This is a genomic window from Thalassospira sp. ER-Se-21-Dark, from assembly GCF_017922435.1.
Taxonomy (GTDB): Bacteria; Pseudomonadota; Alphaproteobacteria; order Rhodospirillales; family Thalassospiraceae; genus Thalassospira.
The window spans coordinates 51,811-70,429 of record NZ_VDEZ01000001.1; the positions used below are offsets into that span (position 1 = coordinate 51,811).

At 55.3% G+C, this 18,619-nt stretch carries 19 protein-coding genes; 9 read left to right on the top strand and 10 right to left on the bottom strand.

Features of this window, described 5'->3' with window-relative positions; genetic code table 11:
• Positions 1 to 109: 109 nt before the first annotated feature.
• The 3 genes from ptsP to FHI25_RS00250 form a co-directional block, all read right to left on the bottom strand.
• Complete coding sequence (gene ptsP, locus FHI25_RS00240; RefSeq protein WP_008891697.1) at positions 110 to 2,392, bottom strand: phosphoenolpyruvate--protein phosphotransferase; 2,283 nt, start codon at positions 2,390 to 2,392, stop codon at positions 110 to 112.
• 5 nt (positions 2,393 to 2,397) lie between these two features.
• Positions 2,398 to 3,426, bottom strand: coding sequence for a nitronate monooxygenase (locus FHI25_RS00245; RefSeq protein WP_210513976.1), 1,029 nt, complete (start codon positions 3,424 to 3,426; stop codon positions 2,398 to 2,400).
• Positions 3,427 to 3,565: 139 nt separating this feature from the next.
• Positions 3,566 to 4,786, bottom strand: coding sequence for an aspartate kinase (locus FHI25_RS00250; RefSeq protein WP_008891699.1), 1,221 nt, complete (start codon positions 4,784 to 4,786; stop codon positions 3,566 to 3,568).
• Between the two features lie 423 nt (positions 4,787 to 5,209).
• Between FHI25_RS00250 and ubiG the strand changes: the two genes are divergently transcribed.
• Positions 5,210 to 5,968, top strand: coding sequence for a bifunctional 2-polyprenyl-6-hydroxyphenol methylase/3-demethylubiquinol 3-O-methyltransferase UbiG (gene ubiG, locus FHI25_RS00255; protein WP_210513981.1), 759 nt, complete (start codon positions 5,210 to 5,212; stop codon positions 5,966 to 5,968).
• Between the two features lie 15 nt (positions 5,969 to 5,983).
• On the opposite strand, the gene FHI25_RS00260 is transcribed toward ubiG, so the two are convergent.
• Positions 5,984 to 6,418: a DUF1178 family protein gene (locus FHI25_RS00260; RefSeq protein ID WP_063088954.1), complete on the bottom strand. Its 435-nt coding sequence runs from the start codon at positions 6,416 to 6,418 to the stop codon at positions 5,984 to 5,986.
• Positions 6,419 to 6,543: 125 nt separating this feature from the next.
• Between FHI25_RS00260 and FHI25_RS00265 the strand changes: the two genes are divergently transcribed.
• Positions 6,544 to 7,068: a class I SAM-dependent methyltransferase gene (locus FHI25_RS00265; RefSeq protein WP_210513984.1), complete on the top strand. Its 525-nt coding sequence runs from the start codon at positions 6,544 to 6,546 to the stop codon at positions 7,066 to 7,068.
• Between the two features lie 149 nt (positions 7,069 to 7,217).
• Positions 7,218 to 9,131, top strand: a complete 1,914-nt coding sequence (locus FHI25_RS00270; RefSeq protein WP_210513987.1) for a PhoX family phosphatase — start codon at positions 7,218 to 7,220, stop codon at positions 9,129 to 9,131.
• A gap of 81 nt (positions 9,132 to 9,212) precedes the next feature.
• Here the strand turns inward: FHI25_RS00270 and FHI25_RS00275 are convergent, their stop codons facing one another.
• The gene (locus FHI25_RS00275; RefSeq protein WP_210513990.1) at positions 9,213 to 9,755 is read right to left on the bottom strand and encodes a YHS domain-containing (seleno)protein; all 543 of its coding nucleotides are present in this window, start codon (positions 9,753 to 9,755) and stop codon (positions 9,213 to 9,215) included.
• A gap of 225 nt (positions 9,756 to 9,980) precedes the next feature.
• Here FHI25_RS00275 and FHI25_RS00280 point away from each other — a divergent pair, with 225 nt between their 5' ends.
• Positions 9,981 to 10,364 carry a VOC family protein gene (locus tag FHI25_RS00280; protein ID WP_210513993.1) on the top strand — a complete coding sequence of 128 codons (384 nt, stop codon included), beginning with the start codon at positions 9,981 to 9,983 and terminating at the stop codon, positions 10,362 to 10,364.
• A gap of 21 nt (positions 10,365 to 10,385) precedes the next feature.
• Here the strand turns inward: FHI25_RS00280 and FHI25_RS00285 are convergent, their stop codons facing one another.
• On the bottom strand, positions 10,386 to 11,210 hold the full coding sequence (locus FHI25_RS00285) for a carbon-nitrogen hydrolase family protein (RefSeq protein ID WP_210513996.1): 825 nt from the start codon (positions 11,208 to 11,210) through the stop codon (positions 10,386 to 10,388).
• Between the two features lie 21 nt (positions 11,211 to 11,231).
• A complete protein-coding gene (locus FHI25_RS20700) occupies positions 11,232 to 11,366 on the bottom strand; it encodes a hypothetical protein (RefSeq protein WP_282597567.1) in 135 nt (44 codons plus the stop codon).
• A 78-nt stretch (positions 11,367 to 11,444) separates the two neighbouring features.
• On the opposite strand from FHI25_RS20700, the gene FHI25_RS00290 reads away from it, so the two are divergent.
• Together FHI25_RS00290 and FHI25_RS00295 are read left to right on the top strand one after the other, a co-directional pair.
• Entirely contained in the window at positions 11,445 to 12,104 is a 660-nt protein-coding gene (locus FHI25_RS00290) for a GntR family transcriptional regulator (RefSeq protein ID WP_008891707.1), read from the top strand.
• 152 nt (positions 12,105 to 12,256) lie between these two features.
• Positions 12,257 to 13,594, top strand: coding sequence for an SAF domain-containing protein (locus tag FHI25_RS00295; RefSeq protein ID WP_210513998.1), 1,338 nt, complete (start codon positions 12,257 to 12,259; stop codon positions 13,592 to 13,594).
• A gap of 85 nt (positions 13,595 to 13,679) precedes the next feature.
• Here the strand turns inward: FHI25_RS00295 and grxC are convergent, their stop codons facing one another.
• The 3 genes from grxC to FHI25_RS00310 form a co-directional block, all read right to left on the bottom strand.
• Entirely contained in the window at positions 13,680 to 13,937 is a 258-nt protein-coding gene (grxC, locus tag FHI25_RS00300) for a glutaredoxin 3 (protein WP_008891709.1), read from the bottom strand.
• Between the two features lie 125 nt (positions 13,938 to 14,062).
• The gene (locus FHI25_RS00305; protein WP_210514002.1) at positions 14,063 to 14,830 is read right to left on the bottom strand and encodes a ComF family protein; all 768 of its coding nucleotides are present in this window, start codon (positions 14,828 to 14,830) and stop codon (positions 14,063 to 14,065) included.
• A 60-nt stretch (positions 14,831 to 14,890) separates the two neighbouring features.
• A complete protein-coding gene (locus FHI25_RS00310) occupies positions 14,891 to 15,805 on the bottom strand; it encodes a LysR family transcriptional regulator (protein ID WP_210514006.1) in 915 nt (304 codons plus the stop codon).
• A gap of 127 nt (positions 15,806 to 15,932) precedes the next feature.
• Here FHI25_RS00310 and FHI25_RS00315 point away from each other — a divergent pair, with 127 nt between their 5' ends.
• The 3 genes from FHI25_RS00315 (at position 15,933) to FHI25_RS00325 (ending at position 18,546) form a co-directional block, all read left to right on the top strand.
• A complete protein-coding gene (locus tag FHI25_RS00315) occupies positions 15,933 to 16,550 on the top strand; it encodes a glutathione S-transferase (protein ID WP_210514009.1) in 618 nt (205 codons plus the stop codon).
• A 58-nt stretch (positions 16,551 to 16,608) separates the two neighbouring features.
• A complete protein-coding gene (locus FHI25_RS00320) occupies positions 16,609 to 17,571 on the top strand; it encodes a pyridoxamine 5'-phosphate oxidase family protein (protein ID WP_210514011.1) in 963 nt (320 codons plus the stop codon).
• 72 nt (positions 17,572 to 17,643) lie between these two features.
• Positions 17,644 to 18,546: a methyltransferase domain-containing protein gene (locus FHI25_RS00325; protein WP_210514013.1), complete on the top strand. Its 903-nt coding sequence runs from the start codon at positions 17,644 to 17,646 to the stop codon at positions 18,544 to 18,546.
• The last annotated feature ends 73 nt before the right edge of the window (positions 18,547 to 18,619 follow it).

An 18,619-nucleotide genomic window follows, 5' to 3' on the forward strand; every position in this document is an offset into this window, starting at 1 on the left:
TTTCGTCATCCAAATGATCTTCCTTTCGCTTTTTGATCGCCAACTGCGCACCCCCACGTTACGATCTAGCAATAAAACTAGCAGATATCCCCACCAAAAGCGATTGTTTTTAAAGTTTTACACCGTGATCTATTGCGAAAGCCTTAAGACGCGAACGCAATGATCTGGTCGGATTATCCATTATCGTCAGAATATAACTCTCGACTTCAGACTTACACATGCTTCTGACCATTTCCTTTACCGGACCAACAGAGGCAGGCGCCATCGACAAGCGTTTAATTCCCAAACCGATAAGGGCCATCGCTTCAAGCGGACGTCCTGCCATTTCACCACAGATGGTCAGGCGAACGTCCTTTTGATCGCACAATGTCACCAACTGGCGCATAAATGCGAACACACTTGGCGACAGCGTGTCATAACGGCCCTCGATCCTCGGATTGCCGCGGTCAGCGGCAAACATGAACTGCAACAGATCATTCGTCCCAACCGAGAGGAAATCAACCCGTTGCAGCAAGGCAGGAGCCTGCCAGATCAGGGCGGGGACTTCAAGCATGGCTCCGACTTCGACCTTGCGCGGGATAAATCCGCGTACGGCTTCACGTTTGAGCTGCTCATCAAGAACCGCCTTTGCCTGATCAAATTCAGCAACTTCGGCGATCATCGGGAACATGACATAAAGATCGCGGTCATGCCCGGCCCGGATCAGTGCACGCAACTGATGTACAAGCACTGCCGGACGATCCAATGTGATCCGGATCGATCGCCAGCCCATCGCCGGATTCTCTTCTGTCATATCCTCCCAATAGGGCAGCAATTTGTCACCGCCCACATCAAGAGTCCTGAAAACCACAGGTCGGCCTTCGGCCTGTTCAAAAATACGGTCATAAAGCCGGGTCTGATCGGTAATGTCGGGCATGGCGGATCGCACCATGAACGGAATTTCCGTCCGATAGAGGCCAATTCCGTCCGCCCCGCTTTCAATCACATGCGGAACATCAATCAAAAGCCCGGCATTGACGTTAAGTGAAATCTCCGCCCCGTCGGTCGTTTCCGCAGGAAGGTCGCGCATCTGGGCGTAAAGCGCTTTTCGCTCTGCCCGGGCGCGCAATGCGCCGTCAATCACCGCGCGCACGTCTTCGCTTGGCCGAACGAACAGCTGGCTGTTATCTGAATCGACAATCAGGGGATCACCGGCCTCGACCTTATCAAGCACGCCCTTGACCCCGCCCAGAACCGGGATATCAAGTGCGCGCGCAACGATTGCCACGTGCGAGGTGTGCGACCCTTCTTCAAGGGCAAGACCACGCAGACGGGTATGATCATAATCAAGAAGTTCTGCCGGGCCGATATTGCGCGCCACCAGAATGATATCATCGGGCAGATCGCCAAAGGCCGGGGATTGATACTGCCCCGAAAGATGCTGCAGTAATCGGTTGGCCAGATCTTCAAGATCGTGCAACCGTTCGCGCAAATAGGGGTCGGTCACCTGCGCCATGCGCGCACGGGTATCGTCATGCACCTTCTGGACCGCGGCCTCGGCGGTCAGGCCGGTATGTACCGCTTCGGTAATGCGGTTCAGCCAGCCGGTATCCTGGGCAATCATCCGATAGGCTTCAAGGATATCGCCCGGATCATCGCCTTCATCCATGCCGTTGATGCCTGAAACGGCTTCCAGCATCTTATCAAGATGGTTCTGAAGACCATGCATGGCTTCACGCAGGCGGGTCAGTTCTTCTTCCGGGTCGTCCGAAACCATGCGGTCAATGACGATGCGCGGTTCGTGCAAGACGGCAATGCCCTTGCCAATCCCCGGTGCCAGACGCGCCCCGCCCAGACGCAGCGGCAACAGCGCGATGCCATCGGCCGGGATCAGTTCCTCCCGGCTGACAAGTTCGCCACCGGCGACCATTTCGGCCAGCACCATGGCGACGTTTTCAAGGGCTTCCTGTTCGTCCTCGGAATACAGGCGCTCGGTGCGGTTCTGTACGGCAAGGACGCCTATAATGCGACCACCGCGCAGGATCGGAACACCGATCATCGAATGATAGATTTCCTCGCCGGTTTCCGGACGATAGGCAAAGTTCGGATGGCCTTGCGCGTCCTTGAGGTTAAGCGGGCGCGCATGGGCGGCGACAAAACCGACAATCCCCTCGCCCACCCGAAGGCGGGTCAAGTGAACCGCTTCCTTCGACAGACCACAGGTCGCAAACAGTTCCAGCACCTCGCCCGCACGCATCACATAGACCGAGCACACCTCTGCCACCATATCGGCAGCAATGATGGTCACAATCTGTCCGAGGCGTTCTTCAGCAGTCCCCGGTCCAGCCATGACGTCGCGCACACGCTTTAGAAGGCGTCGCGGACCTGTGACTGCGGCGGACGGAATGCTCATTTGACTTAGCTGTCTCTCTTAACCAGGGATTGAACGGCCTGTTCGACCAACTCTTCGAGGATTTCGGAAACCGGTTGTTCTTTCTTTACCATACCAACCGACTGTCCTGCCATAACCGATCCGCTTTCAACATCACCATCAATCACGGCACGGCGCAGGGCCCCGGCCCAGAAATGTTCAATTTCAAGCTGCGCAGCGCCTTGGTCAAGTTCGCCTGCGCGGAACTTTTCAATCACGGCACGTTGGGTATTGCGGAATTCTTCGGTGCCCTTGTTGGCAAGCGCACGTACCGGAATAACCGGGAAACGATCATCAAGCTGCACCGTGGTCACCGCGTCACGCGCACTTGCACGGATAAAGGCCTTTTTGAAGTCAGGGTGCGCAATGCATTCCTCGGCACAAACAAGGCGCGTGCCGATCTGGACACCGGATGCCCCTTGCTCAAGCAAACCGGTAATCGCTTCACCGCGGCCAATCCCGCCAGCGCAGAAAACAGGAATATCGGAAACTTCCGGCAGGATTTCCTGTGCCAGAACCGTCAGCGATACCGGGCCAACATGGCCACCAGCTTCGCTGCCTTCAATCACCAGCGCATCAGCACCCGAGCGGATCAGCTTCTTGGCCAGAACCAGTGCCGGGGCAAAGCAGACAACCTTGGCAAATTCCTTGGCCTGCTTGATCGAGGCGGAAGACGGCAGGCCACCAGCCAGAACCACATGCCCAACGCTGTGTTCACGGCACACTTCAATCAGTTCATTGAGCTGCGGGTGCATGGTGATCAGGTTGACGCCAAACGGCTTGCTGGTCATTTCCTTAGTGGCGGCGATTTCAGCCGACAACAGATCCGGGGTCATTGACCCGCAGGCAATCACACCAAAACCACCCGCATTGGAGACCGCCGAAACAAGGTGACGCTCTGAAACCCAGGACATGGCGCCGGCCATGATGGCGTAGTCGGTACCAAGGAATTCCTTGCCCGATGCCCACAGGTTTTCCAGGCGCGCCCGTGCGGCGTCAATTTTCGGATCACTCATATTCTCTGTACCCCAAAGCAGAAACGCAGGAGACCAGTGGTCTCCTGCCATTTCATTACAAAGGCTGAAACACACTGCTCCAGCTAGTATGTATTATTACAGGTAATTTAACAGCGGCTTAATCGCCAAACTGTTGAACTTACTCGGCATCCAGACCGTATGCCGTGTGCAACGCACGAACGGCAAGTTCGGTATATTCCTCTGCGATCAGAACACTGACCTTGATTTCCGAGGTCGAGATGACCTGAATGTTGATGCCCTTTTCCGCAAGGGTTTCAAACATCTTGCGCGCGACACCGACGTGGGAACGCATACCCACACCAATGATCGACACCTTGGTCACATCAGAGGTGCTAAGCAGTTCCTGATAGGCAATCTTGTCTTTGTTCTTTTCGATCACCTGAAGCGCACGCTGGAATTCACCCCGCGGAACGGTAAAGGTCATGTCCGTGCTTTTGCCGTCTTCTGAGACGTTCTGCACGATCATGTCGACATTGATATTGGCATCAGCCAGCGGGCTGAAGATTGAAGCGGCAATACCCGGCTTGTCCGCAACTTTCACCAAGGTGATCTTGGCTTCATCACGGCTATAGGCAATTCCGCTGACGACTTCCTGTTCCACGATCTCGTCCTCGTCTACAACAAGTGTTCCTTCTGCATCACTAAAGGTAGAACGGACCTGCACCCGGACGCGATGGTTCATTGCCATCTCGACAGAACGGGTTTGCAGAACCTTTGCACCAAGGGATGCGAGTTCCAGCATTTCTTCGTAGGTAATCTTTTCGATCTTGCGGGCCTTGGGCACGATGCGCGGATCGGTGGTGTAAACACCATCGACATCGGTATAGATGTCGCAACGATCTGCGTTAAGTGCCGCGGCAAGGGCCACGGCCGATGTATCCGAACCACCACGCCCAAGCGTGGTGATACGGTTATCGGGTGCTATCCCCTGGAAACCGGCCACGCAAACGACTTCACCGCCATTCATGCGCTTATCAAGCTCGGTGGTGTCGATTTCCTTGATGCGGGCCTTGGCATGTGCGCCGTCGGTCTTGATCGGGATCTGCCAGCCAAGCCAGGAACGTGCAGGCACATCCATGCTTTGCAGCGCCATCGCCAGCAAACCGACAGTCACCTGTTCGCCCGACGATACGATTACGTCATATTCACGTGCATCATACATCGGCGAAACTTCCTGCGCCCAGCCAACCAGTTCGTTGGTCTTGCCCGACATGGCGGACACGACAACAGCAACCTGATTGCCGGCATCGACCTCGGATTTCACCCGGCGCGCGACATTCTTGATTTTCTCGACATCGGCGACCGAAGTGCCGCCAAATTTCATGACAATACGGGCCATGAAGTATCCCCGCTATGCTCGCCGTCCATCGGCTGTCCGAACGTGACGGCATGTGATCCGGTCCCGGCCCAGGTGAGCATGCCGAATTTGCGGCGCTTCCCCTGATCCAAGCGGCGTAATCAATACTGCCATAATCCCTGCGAAACAAGCGTCAAGGATGCCGATAAATTGCGTGAGAGCAATTTTTTTGACCTGATAATGTCCCAAACCGTCCGAATGCGGCAAATTGCGTCGCATATCATGCGAAAATTACCCAATAACCCTGATGATATGCATCATCTGAACATGGCTGCCTTGCTTTGAATTTCTGCCCGATCGCCACCATCGCACCGTCATTTGACAGGTGAGTATTGCCTTGCCGTGCGCGCACGCGTAAACAGGGCGTCATACAGCAACGTTGTTTTACGCCTTCGGAGCCACACCATGTCGGACGCATCCGCCCCCACCAGCCGCACTGCCAATGCCGATGAAATCGCACGTTTTTCTGCGATGTCTGAAAAATGGTGGGATCCAAATGGCGTGATGAAACCGCTGCACAAATTCAATCCGGTGCGCCTGCAAATCCTGCGCGATAATATCTGTGCGCATCTTGGCCGCGATCCGGAAACAATAGAGCCGCTTAAAGGCATCGAAATCATCGATATCGGCTGTGGTGCTGGTTTATTGTCCGAGCCGCTTGCGCGCATGGGCGCAAAGATGACATCGATTGATGCCTCCGAAAGCAATATCGAAGTCGCCAAAATCCATGCGACGCAATCCGGTATTGAAATCGACTATCGCTGCGCAACACCGGAAATGCTGGCCGATGAGGGCAAGCAGTTTGATATCGTGCTGAACATGGAAGTCATCGAACATGTCGATGATCCGCAATTCTTCATGCAGGCTTGCGCATCGGTGCTCAAACCGGGTGGCTTGATGTTTGTCGCCACACTGAACCGCACGATCAAGTCGCTGGCACTGGCCAAGATAGGCGCGGAATACGTTCTGCGCTGGCTGCCTGCGGGCACCCATGACTGGCGCAAGTTTGTCAAACCATCGGAAATGTCGGGCTATCTGCGTGGTGCGGGTCTGGACCTTCAAGACATTACTGGGGTGGCTTACAACCCGTTCAACGACACATGGTCGCCTGCCCCGCGTGATCTTGATGTGAATTATATGGTGATTGCCCGAAAGCCTGACTGATCTTCTTGGATCACGTCAGTTCTTTTTGGTTCCGTCATCCCACGGCAACGCCATGACATCGATGCCTTCATCGACCAGTTCGGCGGTTTCCTTAAGCGACGCCTGACCATAAATGCCGCGCTTTTCGGTTTCGCCGTAATGGATTTTGCGCGCTTCTTCGGCAAACTTGTTGCCGACATTTTCGCAATTGCTTTCGACCTGTTTGCGAATTTCGGCAATTGCGGCCTGGGTCGCTTCGGCGATTGCCTTTTGCTGTTGTTTTTCAGCAGCGACTTCTTTTTGCCGTGACGTGCGCAGACGCGGCGCCATCAGGGCCTTGCCAACATTTGACGTTCCACACACCGGGCAGGACAAATCCCCGCTGGCGGCCTGCGCGTCATATGTTGCGCCGTCCTTGAACCAACCTTCGAATTCGTGATCATGTTCGCATTTAAGCTGAAATAGAATCATGATGGTACGTGTATAAGCCAAATCAGTAGCAAAACGATAACACTATCAGATACAGATCATATGGCACGCATCGGCCGGGATCGCCAGCCTGCGGGCGCCACACTCAATAACCAAGATTTACAAAAATGTCATCCCAATTGCCATCAAGCTGGGTCACACAGCACTGCCCCACGCCACACCCAGCCCGCAATCGCGCGCTTGATCTTGCGTGCGGCAAGGGACGGCACAGCTTCTGGCTGGCGGATCAGGGCTGGCAGGTGACGGCAATTGATCGTGATCTTTCGCAAACCGATACCAATACGAACCCTGCGATCAACTGGATCGAAGCGGATCTTGAAACCGGCAGTTGGCCGTTGGACGATCAACAGTTCGATCTGATCGTTGTTGCCAATTACCTGCATCGGCCGCTGTTTGAATATTTGTGCAACGCCGTCCGACCGGGCGGCATCCTGATCTATGAAACCTTCATGGTCGGGAACGAGGCATATGGCCGTCCGCGATCACCGGATTTCCTGCTGCGCACCGATGAGCTGGCAGACACATTTGCCGACTGGGCGATCATCGCCCAACAACAAGGCCCGATCAAAGCGAAACCGGGTGATGAAATTACAGCGATAAAACAATCTATTGTGGCGCAGAAGCCTGAATAAGGCTGAGCAGCTGAACGGCACGGACGATTGAAACAAATCCGTAACATACTGTTTTTGCAAAAAGAAACACAACTTTCACAATTAAAATGTGTCGTTTCTGGCATCTTCCCTGCTGCTGTTTCAGGCATAGGCGTTAAGAGAGAAAAGCCATGAACGATAAATACGAAATCATCGAAGATAGCGACGATATCCCGTCCAACCCGACCAACAATCCGTGCATCGACGATCTGATCAATGCACGCTTTTCCCGCCGCGGCTTTTTCAAAGGTCTGATGGCGACGTCGGCTGTTGTGGGCGCAGGCATTGCGACCAGAGGCGTTGCCAAGGCGCAGTCGCCATCCACCCTGACCTTCAAATCCATCCCGCAGAAAATCACCGAAACCCATGCTGTTGCTGATGGTTATGACGCAAGCGTTCTGATCCGTTGGGGCGACAAGGTTGTCGCTGATGCACCGGCATTCGTTCCGGGTCAGGTCGATGCCAACGCGCAGAACAAGCAGTTTGGTTATAACTGCGACTATGTCGGCTATATGCCGCTTCCGGTTGGTTCGCAAAATTCCGACCATGGTCTGCTGTGCGTCAGCCACGAATACACCAATGCCGAACTGATGTGGTCAGGCCTCAAGGATGCGATGGACGCATCCGAAGAACAGGCACTGCATGAAATTGCTGCCCACGGTCATTCGGTCATCGAAGTCAAGAAAACCGGTGGCAAATGGCAGGTTGTTGACGGGTCCGATTATGCGCGCCGCATCTCCCCGATCGACACCGAAATGCAGATTACCGGCCCGGCTGCTGGTCATGACCGCCTTAAAACCAATACCGATCCGACCGGCACCCGTGTTATCGGGACACTGAACAACTGTGCGGGTGGCAAAACCCCGTGGGGTACTGTTCTGATCGCCGAAGAAAACTTCAACGGATACTTTGGCGGCGATATCGCCAAAACCAGCGAAGAACGCAACTACAAGCGTCTGGGCATCAGCCAGGACAGCTGGTACTCGTGGGTTAAATACTTCGACCGCTTCAATGTCGAAAAAGACCCGAACGAGCCGAACAAGTTTGGCTGGATGGTTGAAATCGATCCGTACGATCCGACCTCGATGCCGAAAAAGCGCACCGCCCTTGGCCGCTTCAAGCACGAAGGTGCCACCGTCATCATCAACAAGGACAACTCCGTTGTTGCCTATTCCGGTGATGACCAGCGCTTTGACTATCTCTACAAATTCATTGCGGCAAACAAATACAATCCGAATGATCGCGCCGCGAACATGGACCTTCTGGAAAACGGCACCCTGTTTGTCGCCCAGTTCCACGAAGATGGCAGCCTTGACTGGATGCCGCTGATCTTCGGCGAAGGCCCGCTGACCGCTGAAAACGACTTCCACAGCCAGGCTGACGTTCTGATCGAAGCCCGTCGTGCGGCCGACCTTCTGGGCGCAACCCAGATGGACCGCCCGGAAGACGTCGAACCGAACCCGGTCAACGGCAAGGTCTATGTCATGCTGACCAACAACTCCAAGCGCAAGGAAGGCAACGCAGCAAACCCGCGCGCGGCCAACCCGCATGGTCACGTGCTGGAACTCACCCCTCCGGGTGGTCGCGGCAAGGATGCCGATCACACCGCGGCCCGCTTTACCTGGGATATCATGATTGCTGCTGGTAACCCCGCGGTTGCCGATGACAAGGCGGTTTACCATCCGGCGGCAGAATCCTGGGTTTCCTGCCCGGACAACATGGCAATCGACCATCGTGGTCGCCTGTGGATTTCCACCGATGGCGCACCGAAGTCCGACATTCCTGATGGCATGCATGCCACCGATGTCGATGGTCCGGGCCGTGCGCTGACCAAATTCTTCTTTGCGTGCCCGGTTGGTGCGGAAATGTGTGGTCCGGAATTCACCCCGGATGGAAAGACGCTGTTCCTTGCCGTTCAGCACCCGGCAGACGGTTCGTCCTATGACGCGCCAAGCACCCGTTGGCCGGACTTCCAGGCAGCAATACCGCCGCGTCCGTCGGTTGTGGCTGTGACCAAAAATGACGGCGGTGAAATCGCGGGCTAATTCCCTGCTTCACTGTCCTGAAATGCAAAACGCACCGGCCAGTTCGCCGGTGCGTTTTTGTTTGTCTGCGCGCCCCCAATATTACTTGATCGGTGCGGCCATATCATAGGTGCCATCATTATCTGAAATCGCCATCCAGCTTTTGTCCGACGCTGACTTGCTTTCAAGGTCCGTCCAGTTGCCTTTGGCAGCACTGATGTTGCCTGAAATATCTTCGTTCCAGAAACCAACCACGGCCGGCGTAATATTCAGATAAAGTTTCCCGTCGACAATCCGCCACAGGTTCGGGTTGGCTGGCACTTTACCACCCTTTACAACCCCGTATGCACAATGCCCATCAAAGGCTGGCGCGTATTTCGCCGGATCGGCCAGAAACATCTCGCGGTTTTCCTCGGACGCAAATGCCCAGGTCGCGCCGTTATATTCGGCGGTAATGTCGGCCCGGCCCGGAACGGCATGGGGCTGCATCATACCAACTTCCTTTTGCGGCAAGTTGAAATAGGCCACCGCGTCATAGCCGCTGATCGCAAAGCCGGTTTCATCGACATATTGCTCACCCGCAAAGGCGGCACCCGACAAGCCAAAAACAAATGCCGTACCGATCAAAAACTTTTTGAACATCATCCCTGTTCCTCCGTTTGAAAATCCCTGATGAACCGAGTTTGCCCGGGAAGGGCTTCAAAGCGAAATGACGTTGCGACACTGTTTCGTGAGATCGCGTGAGCCTGTGAAAAACCGGTCAGCGCTTCCTATATCAATCAAAGAGAATTACCCCTTGACCTCAACTATAGTTGAGGAATTACCAAGAAGGGAAATCGGAAAACAGACATACCAAAACAAGGACAAGCCATGACTGCTGCATTTCTCGAACACGTGAATTTTACGGTCGCCGATCCGGCGAAAACCGCCCAGAACCTGCATAACTGGTTTGGCTGGCACACCCGCTGGCATGGGGAAGCCATCCATGGCGGGCTGTCCTATCATGTTGGCAACGACACCAGTTATGTCGCGATCTATGCCCTTGGCACACCAAAGGACGGCCAGGATAACTCCTATGCCACCATCGGCGGGCTGAACCATATCGGAATTGTCGTCGATGACCTTGATGCGACCGAGGCAAAGATCAAGGCCGACGGCATTGAAACCTTCAACCACGCCGATTACGAACCCGGTCGCCGGTTCTATTTCCGTGATGAAAACGGCATCGAATTCGAAGTGGTCAGTTACACCTGACCTCTTCGATCACAGATCCGACTAACAGGGCTTATATTCCCGATCATTGCCAAGCGATGGCACCATCCGGCGAATTTCATCAACGCGCGTCAGATCAATCTCGGCGGTGATGAAACCCGGATCGGTGCCACCATCGGCCAAGACCTGCCCCCACGGATCAATGATCAGGGAATGACCAAATGTCTGGCGGTCGCCTGGATGATCACCGCACTGGGCTGCCGCAATCACAAAGCAGCCGTTTTCAATCGCACGCGCCTTCAAAAGGGTATGCCAGTGCGCCTGCCCGGTGGTGCGGGTAAAGGCCGCCGGGATGCTCAGGATCTTTGCCCCTGCCTTGGCGTAATCGCGAAACAGATGCGGGAACCGCACGTCATAGCAGATCGATATCCCGACCTTGCCAAATTCGGTGTCAGCCAGTCGGGCCGCATTGCCGGGACGGAACGTTTTGCTTTCGCGGTAACTTTCGCCATTGGCCAGATCGACGTCAAACATGTGGATCTTGTCATAGGAGGTGATGACCTTGCCATCCGGACCAATTACAAAACACCGGTTCGCAACGCGATCTTCATCCGGCACTTTGACATGCAGCGATCCGACAATCAGGGTCGAATTCAGTTCTTCAGCCAGGTCGCAAAAGAAAACCAGTCCGGGATGCTCATCCTCGGGAAAGGCAGCGGCGCGTACATTCTCGCCGCCAAAAGACATCATCGACACGTTTTCAGGAAAGGCGATCAATCTGGCCCCGGCAGCACTGGCATCGCGGGCATAAGTTGCCGCCCGCGCAAGGTTATCAGACATCACATCGCGCGAATTGACCTGCACGCAGGCCGCAATGAAACGGGTCATGACGCAGTCTCCTTTTTATCATTATCCGTCTTCATGATGCGGCTCATCCCAGCCTGCCGCAATAGACAATTGGGATAGCGCAGCGGCGAACAAGGCCCGCAAAAAGACCTCCGCCTTGGCGCACACATTGAGCATTTCCGCATTAACAACCGACATCACGCGCATCCGAAATTCAGTCTTTTCATCCTCAAAATTAGTGTATACAGTATTCCGTACACCTAACGAGGATCGAAGATGGAACCTCTTTCCGGCCGAAAAAGTCTGACTGACGAAGTGCATGACCGCTTGGTTGATGCCTTGTGTTCCGGTGCTCTCCCTCCCGGGACACCTTTGCGTCAGGAAGCTATTGCCGAGGAACTCAATGTCTCGCGGCAACCAGTGTTGCAAGCTCTGGGGTTGCTGCGTCGTGACGGACTGGTCGAACCGATGGGACGGCGCGGATATCGCGTTGCGCCTGTCGACAGCGACCTTGTCCGTCACGTTTATGACTTAAGAGAAGCATTTGACGGGCTTGCAGCCCGTTTGGCTGCTGAAACCAAGGCACCGGATCGGGAATCGGCTTTGCGGGCTGCCATTATACAGGGACACCACGCTCTGGGCAGCGGCGACACCGCAAACCTTGTTGCAGCCGACGTCGCATTCCATCAAACGATCTACCGTTTGTCGGGTAACCCCCTGTTGCCCGAAGCATCAGCCGCAGTCTGGCTTCAGATCAGACGCGTGATGCATGCCTACCTGCAGATCGGGTACCCCCGTGATCCGATCTGGACGGAACATCAGGCCATCGCCGATGCAATCTGTGTCGGCGATGGTCCTCTTGCCGAAAAACTGGCGCGTGATCATGGACGCAATGCACGTGATCGCCTGATTTCCCGAATGGAAAAGCCAAGCTGACCTTCCCCTCGCTGCCACCAACAGCCCGCCTTTTCGTCGCCCTTCGCACCACCAATCCCCATCGACTTCAAAAAATCTGCCAATGACCCGTCCGCGTCGCCAAAGGCAGAATCATATAAGAACGACAAGTTTCCTGTCTGGGAGGAACGCCAATGAACCTTGATACAAAGCTCCGTAAACGGGCCGATGAAGGCAACCCCGTCCGGGTTGGCATTATCGGTGCTGGCAAGTTCGGATCGATGTTTTTAAGTCAGGCCGGTCATCATCCGGGCTATCACGTTCTGGGTATTGCCGATCTTAGCATTGATCGTACCAAGGCCGCCCTGCGCCGTGTCGGATGGTCTGATGACCAGTTCACCGCAAAGGATGCTGCATCGGCCTATCGCGACGGCACCACATGGCTGACCGAAGATGCAGATGCCCTGATTGCTGCCGACGGACTTGAAGTCATCATTGATGCCACCGGAAGCCCCGCGGCCGGTATACGCTTTGCGCTTAAGGCCATCGAACATGGCCGCCATATCGTCATGGTCAATGTCGAGGCCGATGTGCTTGCAGGCCCTCTTCTTGCCAAACGGGCCGAGGCCGCCGGACTTGTCTATTCCATGGCTTATGGCGATCAACCGGCGCTGATTTCGGAAATGGTCGATTGGGCACGCGCGATTGGCCTGCCGGTAACGTGTGCTGGCAAGGGTACGAAATATCTTCCGATCTATCACCATGTCACGCCCGATGATGTATGGCATCACTATGGCCTGACACCCGAACAGGCACAGGCGGGCGGCATGAACCCGCAAATTTTCAACAGCTTCCTGGACGGCACCAAATCGGCCATTGAAATGGCGGCCGTGTCCAATGCCTGTGATCTTGTGCCACAGGATTGCGGATTGCAGTTCCCGGCCTGTGGCGTTGACGATTTGCCTCGACTGCTTTGTCCGCGTGAAAGTGGTGGCATATTGGATCGCAAAGGCACGGTCGAAGTTGTTTCAAGCCTTGAACGCGATACCCGTCCGGTGTTTCGCGATCTGCGCTGGGGCGTTTATGTGACCTTTGAGGCCCCCAGCGATTATGTTGCGCGCTGCTTTAACGAATATGGCCTTCTGACCGACCCAAGCGGGCAATACTCCACGATGTACAAACCCTATCACCTGATCGGGTTGGAACTTGGCATTTCGGTGGCCTCAGCCGCCCTGCGCGGAGAAGCCACCGGCACATCACGCGCATGGTCGGGCGATGCGGTCGCCACCGCCAAGCGTGATCTTAAACCCGGTGAAATGCTGGATGGCGAGGGCGGATATACGGTTTACGGCAAACTGATGCCTGCCCTGACGTCAAAGTCGCGCAATGCCCTGCCCATCGGGCTTGCGCACCATTTGAAAATCAAGCGCCCCGTCGCGATGGACCAAACCCTGACCTGGGATGATGTCGAATTCGATGCCAAGGCCCCGGCAATTGCCTTCCGCAAGGAAATGGAAGCCACCTTCGGTTAGCACCGCAATCAGCAGACAAATAAAAACCCCGGCCAAAATGGCCGGGGTTTTGTACGACTATTGCCGTTAATCAGCCAAATGGCGATCAGGCAGACAGTTTGGCTTCGAGCTTATCGGCAGCTTCCAGCGCCATCAGCTCGTCACAGCCGCCAATATGTTCGTCATTGATGAAGATCTGCGGCACGGTGTGACGGCCATTGGCGCGGTCCATCATTTCCTTTTTGCGACGCGGTTCCATCATCACATCGATCAGCTGGTATTTGGCACCCTTTTCCTCAAGCAGCTTGCGCGCACGCTTGCAATACGGGCACCATTCGGTGGCATAGACTTCAACTTTTGCCATGAGGCAGTCATCCTTTCTTTGGCAACCGATCATCGCGAATGCCCCGGATTATCGGGTCCACTGCGATTAGTACGGTGCGGAATTTCATTCAGATGGCCGGTGTATAACAGAAAACTTTTACGCCGTCATCGCACGACCCGTGCAACTGTGATCACAGATACGTGCATGGCGCCTGATTTCTTTAGCGCCCGCACACAGGCATTGGCGGTGGCCCCGGTCGTCAGAACATCATCAATCAGCACGACCCGCGCCCCGGCAAGATTGCGTTTCTGAGCGCGCGCTTCGTCGACAACAAATGCCCCGCCAACTTCGCGTTTACGTGAAGACGGGCCAAGCCCGCCAAGGCTTCTTGTATTGCGCTGACGGGCCAAAACCAGTCCGTCCCAAGGTACGCCCGTCATCTGCGACAGCTTTGCCGTCAAAAGGCCCGACTGGTTATAGCGCCGTTTCAAAAGCCGTCTTCGATGCAGCGGCACCGGCACGATCAGGTCGGCCTGATCCCAGATCCCCCTGCCCGCCTGATAGACCCAGCGCGCAAGAAGTGGCGTCAAGTCGCCGCGATCCGCATGCTTGAACCGCAACAGGTATTCACGGCTGTGATCGTCATAGACCAATGCCGCCCGTGCCTGATCAAAGGCCGGTTTCTTTTGCAGGCAATTGCCACACAAAAGCTGTCCGCTTTCATCCGGATCACTGCCGATGTTAGCGCTATCATCAAGTTCAAACGGATAGCCGCAACAGCCACATTGAGGGGCCGTGATAAACCTTAAACCCGCCCAACACTCGGCACAGACCGCATGGGTGGTATCGGTCACATCGCCACATCCCCCGCAACGCGGTGGTAAAATGGCGTTAACGCCCATGGTTGCGACGGTGCGGACCCATTCGATCATCTGCGATGCTATCCACGATCACCTTAAGGAAAAGGCAGCATAGCACACGCGTTGATTGAATTAGCCAAAATCAAATAACGGATTTTTCCGCAAGGTATCCGCCGCCAGATCAATAAACGCCCGGACCTTTGCCGGGGCATGGCGCCCCTCGGGATGGACCAGATGAATTGGCACCGGATCAGGATCATAGTCGCCAAGCACGGCCACCAGTCGGCCATCATCAATAAACGGTGCTGCCTGATAGGACAGCATTCGAACAATACCCCAACCATCAAAGGCGGCGTTTCGTGCGGCTTCTATTGAATTGGTTTGCCATCTGGCATCTGGTGACACATTGATTTTACGGCCACTGCCATCCGGTGATTTGAATTGCCAGTCCAGACGCGCTGATGATCCGGTGGTAGCGACAATTCGGTGCGCCGCAAGGTCCGATGGCGTCTTGGGCATTCCATGTCTGGCGAAGTATTCTGGCGACGCACAAACGGTCTGGGACACCTGCCCGATCCGCACAGCACTCAACGTTGAGTCGGCAAGCTCACCAATACGTACTGCAAGATCGATGCCTTCCTCGACAATATTGACGATACGATCAAACAGCAAAAGGCGTGCGCGCATATCAGGATAGGCGTCAAGATATTGCCCGACAATCGGGGCGACATGCATCTGGCCGAACTGAACCGGGGCGGTGATGGTCAGCATCCCGCTTGGCTTGGCATATGCCCCGCCTGCTGCGGCCTCGACTTCTTTCAGGTCACTTAAAAGTCGCTTGCAATCCGCCAGATAGCGAACACCTGCGTCCGTCAGGGTAACCGAACGGGTGGTCCGAACCAGAAGACGTGCGCCAATGATCTGTTCAAGTTGCGCGATTGTGCGTGTCACCGCCGCCGGGCTTATACTGAGTGAACGGGCAGCTGCGGCAAAGCCCTGCTCCTCAGCCACGCGCACAAAGATATTCATGGCATTGAAACGGTCCATTCGCGCCACCTTGCAGTCAGCTGATTATTGCAATAATCGGAATAATAAATTGCGTAATTCGATTATTCCATAATTTTATCGAAACAGACATCATCACTTCAGTTCCACTCTCTCAAGGAAACCTGACATGAAACTTTATCACCATCCGATTTCCGGCCACGCCCACCGCGCCCGCCTGTTCCTTGGCCTTCTGGGTCTTGAACATGAGCTGGTTGAAGTCGACCTTGCCAATGGAGCACATAAATCGCCCGAATTCCTGAAACTCAATCCCCTCGGTCAGGTCCCTGTCCTGGAAGACGGCGATAAAGTGATCACGGATTCCAACGCCATCATGGTTTATCTGGCGAAAAAAACCGGCGCGACCAACTGGCTTCCCGAAGATGCTGAGGGTGCCGCACGTGTTCAGCGCTGGCTTTCGATTGCCGCCGGACAGATAGCCTTTGGTCCGGCAGCAGCACGCCTGATTACCCTGTTTGGTGCACCGTTTGACGCAGATGAAGTCATCTCGCGCGCACACGCGGTGCTTGGCAACATCGAAGACCACCTGAAAACCAATGACTGGCTGGCCGCAAGCCATCCGACCATCGCCGATGTCGCACTTTACAGCTACATCGCCCGCGCGCCCGAAGGCAATGTCGACTTGGCCGCCTATGGCAAAGTGCGCGATTGGCTGAAACGCATCGAAGACCTGGCGGGTTTTGTGCCCTTCATGCATGCGCCAGAAGAAATGCTGAAATCTGCCTGATCTAACCATCTTCTCGCGCCACCACCTCCTCTTAAGCCCCATGACAAGGCTGCCCCGCATGTCTGATCATTCTGATACGACCACCCACCGCACTGCCCCCCAAAAAACGCCAGGGCGCACCCCATCGCCCTGGCATGCCGGGGAAGTGCGCCTTCAGGAAATCCTCGGAGTTGATGCCCGCATGGAAGAGGTCGGGCGCAAGGTGCTGCGTGATCATATCATCGAACAGCATCGCCTGTTTTATCCACAACTGCCCTTTGCTGTTCTGGGCACGGTTGATGGTGATGGCAATCCATGGGCAACCCTTAGGGCCAATCGGCCGGGCTTTCTGTTTGCCAGCGATCCCACTCACCTATCGGTCAGCCTGCCCCGCGATAAGAGCGATCCGGCAGATGCCGGGATGAATGATGGCGATGCCATCGGTCTTCTCGGGATTGAGCTGCATACACGGCGGAGAAACCGTCTGAATGGGACAATTTCGCGCAGAAATGAGACATACTTTGACATCAAGGTCGGACACAGTTTTGGCAATTGCCCGAAATACATCCATCCGCGTAACCTTGAGTTTGCCACAGATGTCAAAAGCCCGATCCAGTCAGGCACGGCATTGACCGACGATATACGCGACTTCATTGCGCGCAGTGACACGTTCTTTATCGCGTCCTATGTCGATAATGCCGCCCCGGATCGTGGACGTGAAGTTGATGTTTCCCATCGCGGCGGGCCGCCCGGCTTTGTCACGCTTGACGATCAGGATACGCTGATCATCCCCGATTACGCCGGAAACCGTTTTTTCAACACGCTGGGCAACCTTCTGATCAATCCGCTGACGGGCTTGGTGTTTGTTGATTTCACCAATGGCAATATGTTGCAAATCACCGGCACGGCAGAAATCATTATGGGGGGCGCGATGGTCACGCAATTCGTTGGCGCTGAACGCCTGCTTAACATAACACCGTCACGCTGGGTCCTCCGCCGGGGGGCTTTCCCGATGCGTATGGCGGGCGTCGCAGAAGGTTGATTGCGTCTTGCCGCCAGAGCCTCTATCTAAGGCGTAACTTGTTTAAACGACTTAGCCGGAGCTTCCCGCCCCATGGCCGATCCGATCACCGTCTTTGATCGAGACATCCTGAAACTGCGCCGCGACCGTGCGGCGACCAAGGCACAGGACTATAATTTCCTGTTTGCTGAAACGGCCGAACGCCTTGCCGATCGCCTTGATGATACCACGCGCACATTCCCGCTGGCGGTTGACCTTGGCTGCCACAGTGGTGAGATAGGCCAGATCATTGGCACACGCGGCGGTATCGAAAAGCTGTATCAAAGCGATATTTCGCGCGGTTATGCCAAGGCCGCACAGGCCAATAACGGCAAAGGCACGCTGGTCGCGGACGAGGAATTCCTGCCCTTTGCCGAAGGATCGCTTGATCTGATCCTTTCCAACCTGTCGCTTCATTGGGTCAATGACCTGCCCGGTATGTTGCTTCAAGCACGCCGCGCACTGAAACCAGACGGGTTGTTTCTGGCTTGCCTGCTCGGCGGTGAGACGCTCAAGGACTTGCGCGAAGCCCTGATGACGGCCGAGGCCGAGGAAGAAGGCGGCGTGTCCCCGCGTGTATCGCCCTTTGTCGATGTGAAGGATGCTGGAGCACTTTTGCAACGCAGTGGCTTTGCCCTGCCGGTGGTCGATGCTGATGATATCTATATCGACTATCCCGATGCGCTGAAACTGATGCGTGACCTTTCGGGGATGGGTGAAAGCAACCTGATTTCCAAACGATCGAAGAAATTCACCAAACGCAGCACGCTTGCCCGAGCAGCCGCGATCTATCACGAACGCCATGCCCGCCCTGATGGCCGCATCCATGCCAAGTTTCAGGTGATCTATCTGACCGCCTGGGCCCCGGATGAAAGCCAGCCCAAACCGCTGCGCCGTGGGACGGGTCAGGTCAGTCTGGTTGATTTCCTCGGTGATGTGCCCGACAAACCATCTTGACGTAATAACTTCCGCCTTGAAGGGTGCCACAATCTATGCGGCACCCTCCACGTGTTACCAAGATGTTGGAATA

Excerpts from the sequence above, each read along its gene's own strand:
- ptsP (WP_008891697.1), bottom strand. The coding sequence starts at position 2,392 with ATGAGCATTCCGTCCGCCGCAGTCACAGGTCCGCGACGCCTTCTAAAG.
- FHI25_RS00245 (WP_210513976.1), bottom strand. The coding sequence starts at position 3,426 with ATGAGTGATCCGAAAATTGACGCCGCACGGGCGCGCCTGGAAAACCTG.
- FHI25_RS00250 (WP_008891699.1), bottom strand. The coding sequence starts at position 4,786 with ATGGCCCGTATTGTCATGAAATTTGGCGGCACTTCGGTCGCCGATGTC.
- ubiG (WP_210513981.1), top strand. The coding sequence starts at position 5,210 with ATGTCGGACGCATCCGCCCCCACCAGCCGCACTGCCAATGCCGATGAA.
- FHI25_RS00260 (WP_063088954.1), bottom strand. The coding sequence starts at position 6,418 with ATGATTCTATTTCAGCTTAAATGCGAACATGATCACGAATTCGAAGGT.
- FHI25_RS00265 (WP_210513984.1), top strand. The coding sequence starts at position 6,544 with ATGTCATCCCAATTGCCATCAAGCTGGGTCACACAGCACTGCCCCACG.
- FHI25_RS00270 (WP_210513987.1), top strand. The coding sequence starts at position 7,218 with ATGAACGATAAATACGAAATCATCGAAGATAGCGACGATATCCCGTCC.
- FHI25_RS00275 (WP_210513990.1), bottom strand. The coding sequence starts at position 9,755 with ATGATGTTCAAAAAGTTTTTGATCGGTACGGCATTTGTTTTTGGCTTG.
- FHI25_RS00280 (WP_210513993.1), top strand. The coding sequence starts at position 9,981 with ATGACTGCTGCATTTCTCGAACACGTGAATTTTACGGTCGCCGATCCG.
- FHI25_RS00285 (WP_210513996.1), bottom strand. The coding sequence starts at position 11,210 with ATGACCCGTTTCATTGCGGCCTGCGTGCAGGTCAATTCGCGCGATGTG.
- FHI25_RS20700 (WP_282597567.1), bottom strand. The coding sequence starts at position 11,366 with ATGTCGGTTGTTAATGCGGAAATGCTCAATGTGTGCGCCAAGGCGGAG.
- FHI25_RS00290 (WP_008891707.1), top strand. The coding sequence starts at position 11,445 with ATGGAACCTCTTTCCGGCCGAAAAAGTCTGACTGACGAAGTGCATGAC.
- FHI25_RS00295 (WP_210513998.1), top strand. The coding sequence starts at position 12,257 with ATGAACCTTGATACAAAGCTCCGTAAACGGGCCGATGAAGGCAACCCC.
- grxC (WP_008891709.1), bottom strand. The coding sequence starts at position 13,937 with ATGGCAAAAGTTGAAGTCTATGCCACCGAATGGTGCCCGTATTGCAAG.
- FHI25_RS00305 (WP_210514002.1), bottom strand. The coding sequence starts at position 14,830 with ATGATCGAATGGGTCCGCACCGTCGCAACCATGGGCGTTAACGCCATT.
- FHI25_RS00310 (WP_210514006.1), bottom strand. The coding sequence starts at position 15,805 with ATGGACCGTTTCAATGCCATGAATATCTTTGTGCGCGTGGCTGAGGAG.
- FHI25_RS00315 (WP_210514009.1), top strand. The coding sequence starts at position 15,933 with ATGAAACTTTATCACCATCCGATTTCCGGCCACGCCCACCGCGCCCGC.
- FHI25_RS00320 (WP_210514011.1), top strand. The coding sequence starts at position 16,609 with ATGTCTGATCATTCTGATACGACCACCCACCGCACTGCCCCCCAAAAA.
- FHI25_RS00325 (WP_210514013.1), top strand. The coding sequence starts at position 17,644 with ATGGCCGATCCGATCACCGTCTTTGATCGAGACATCCTGAAACTGCGC.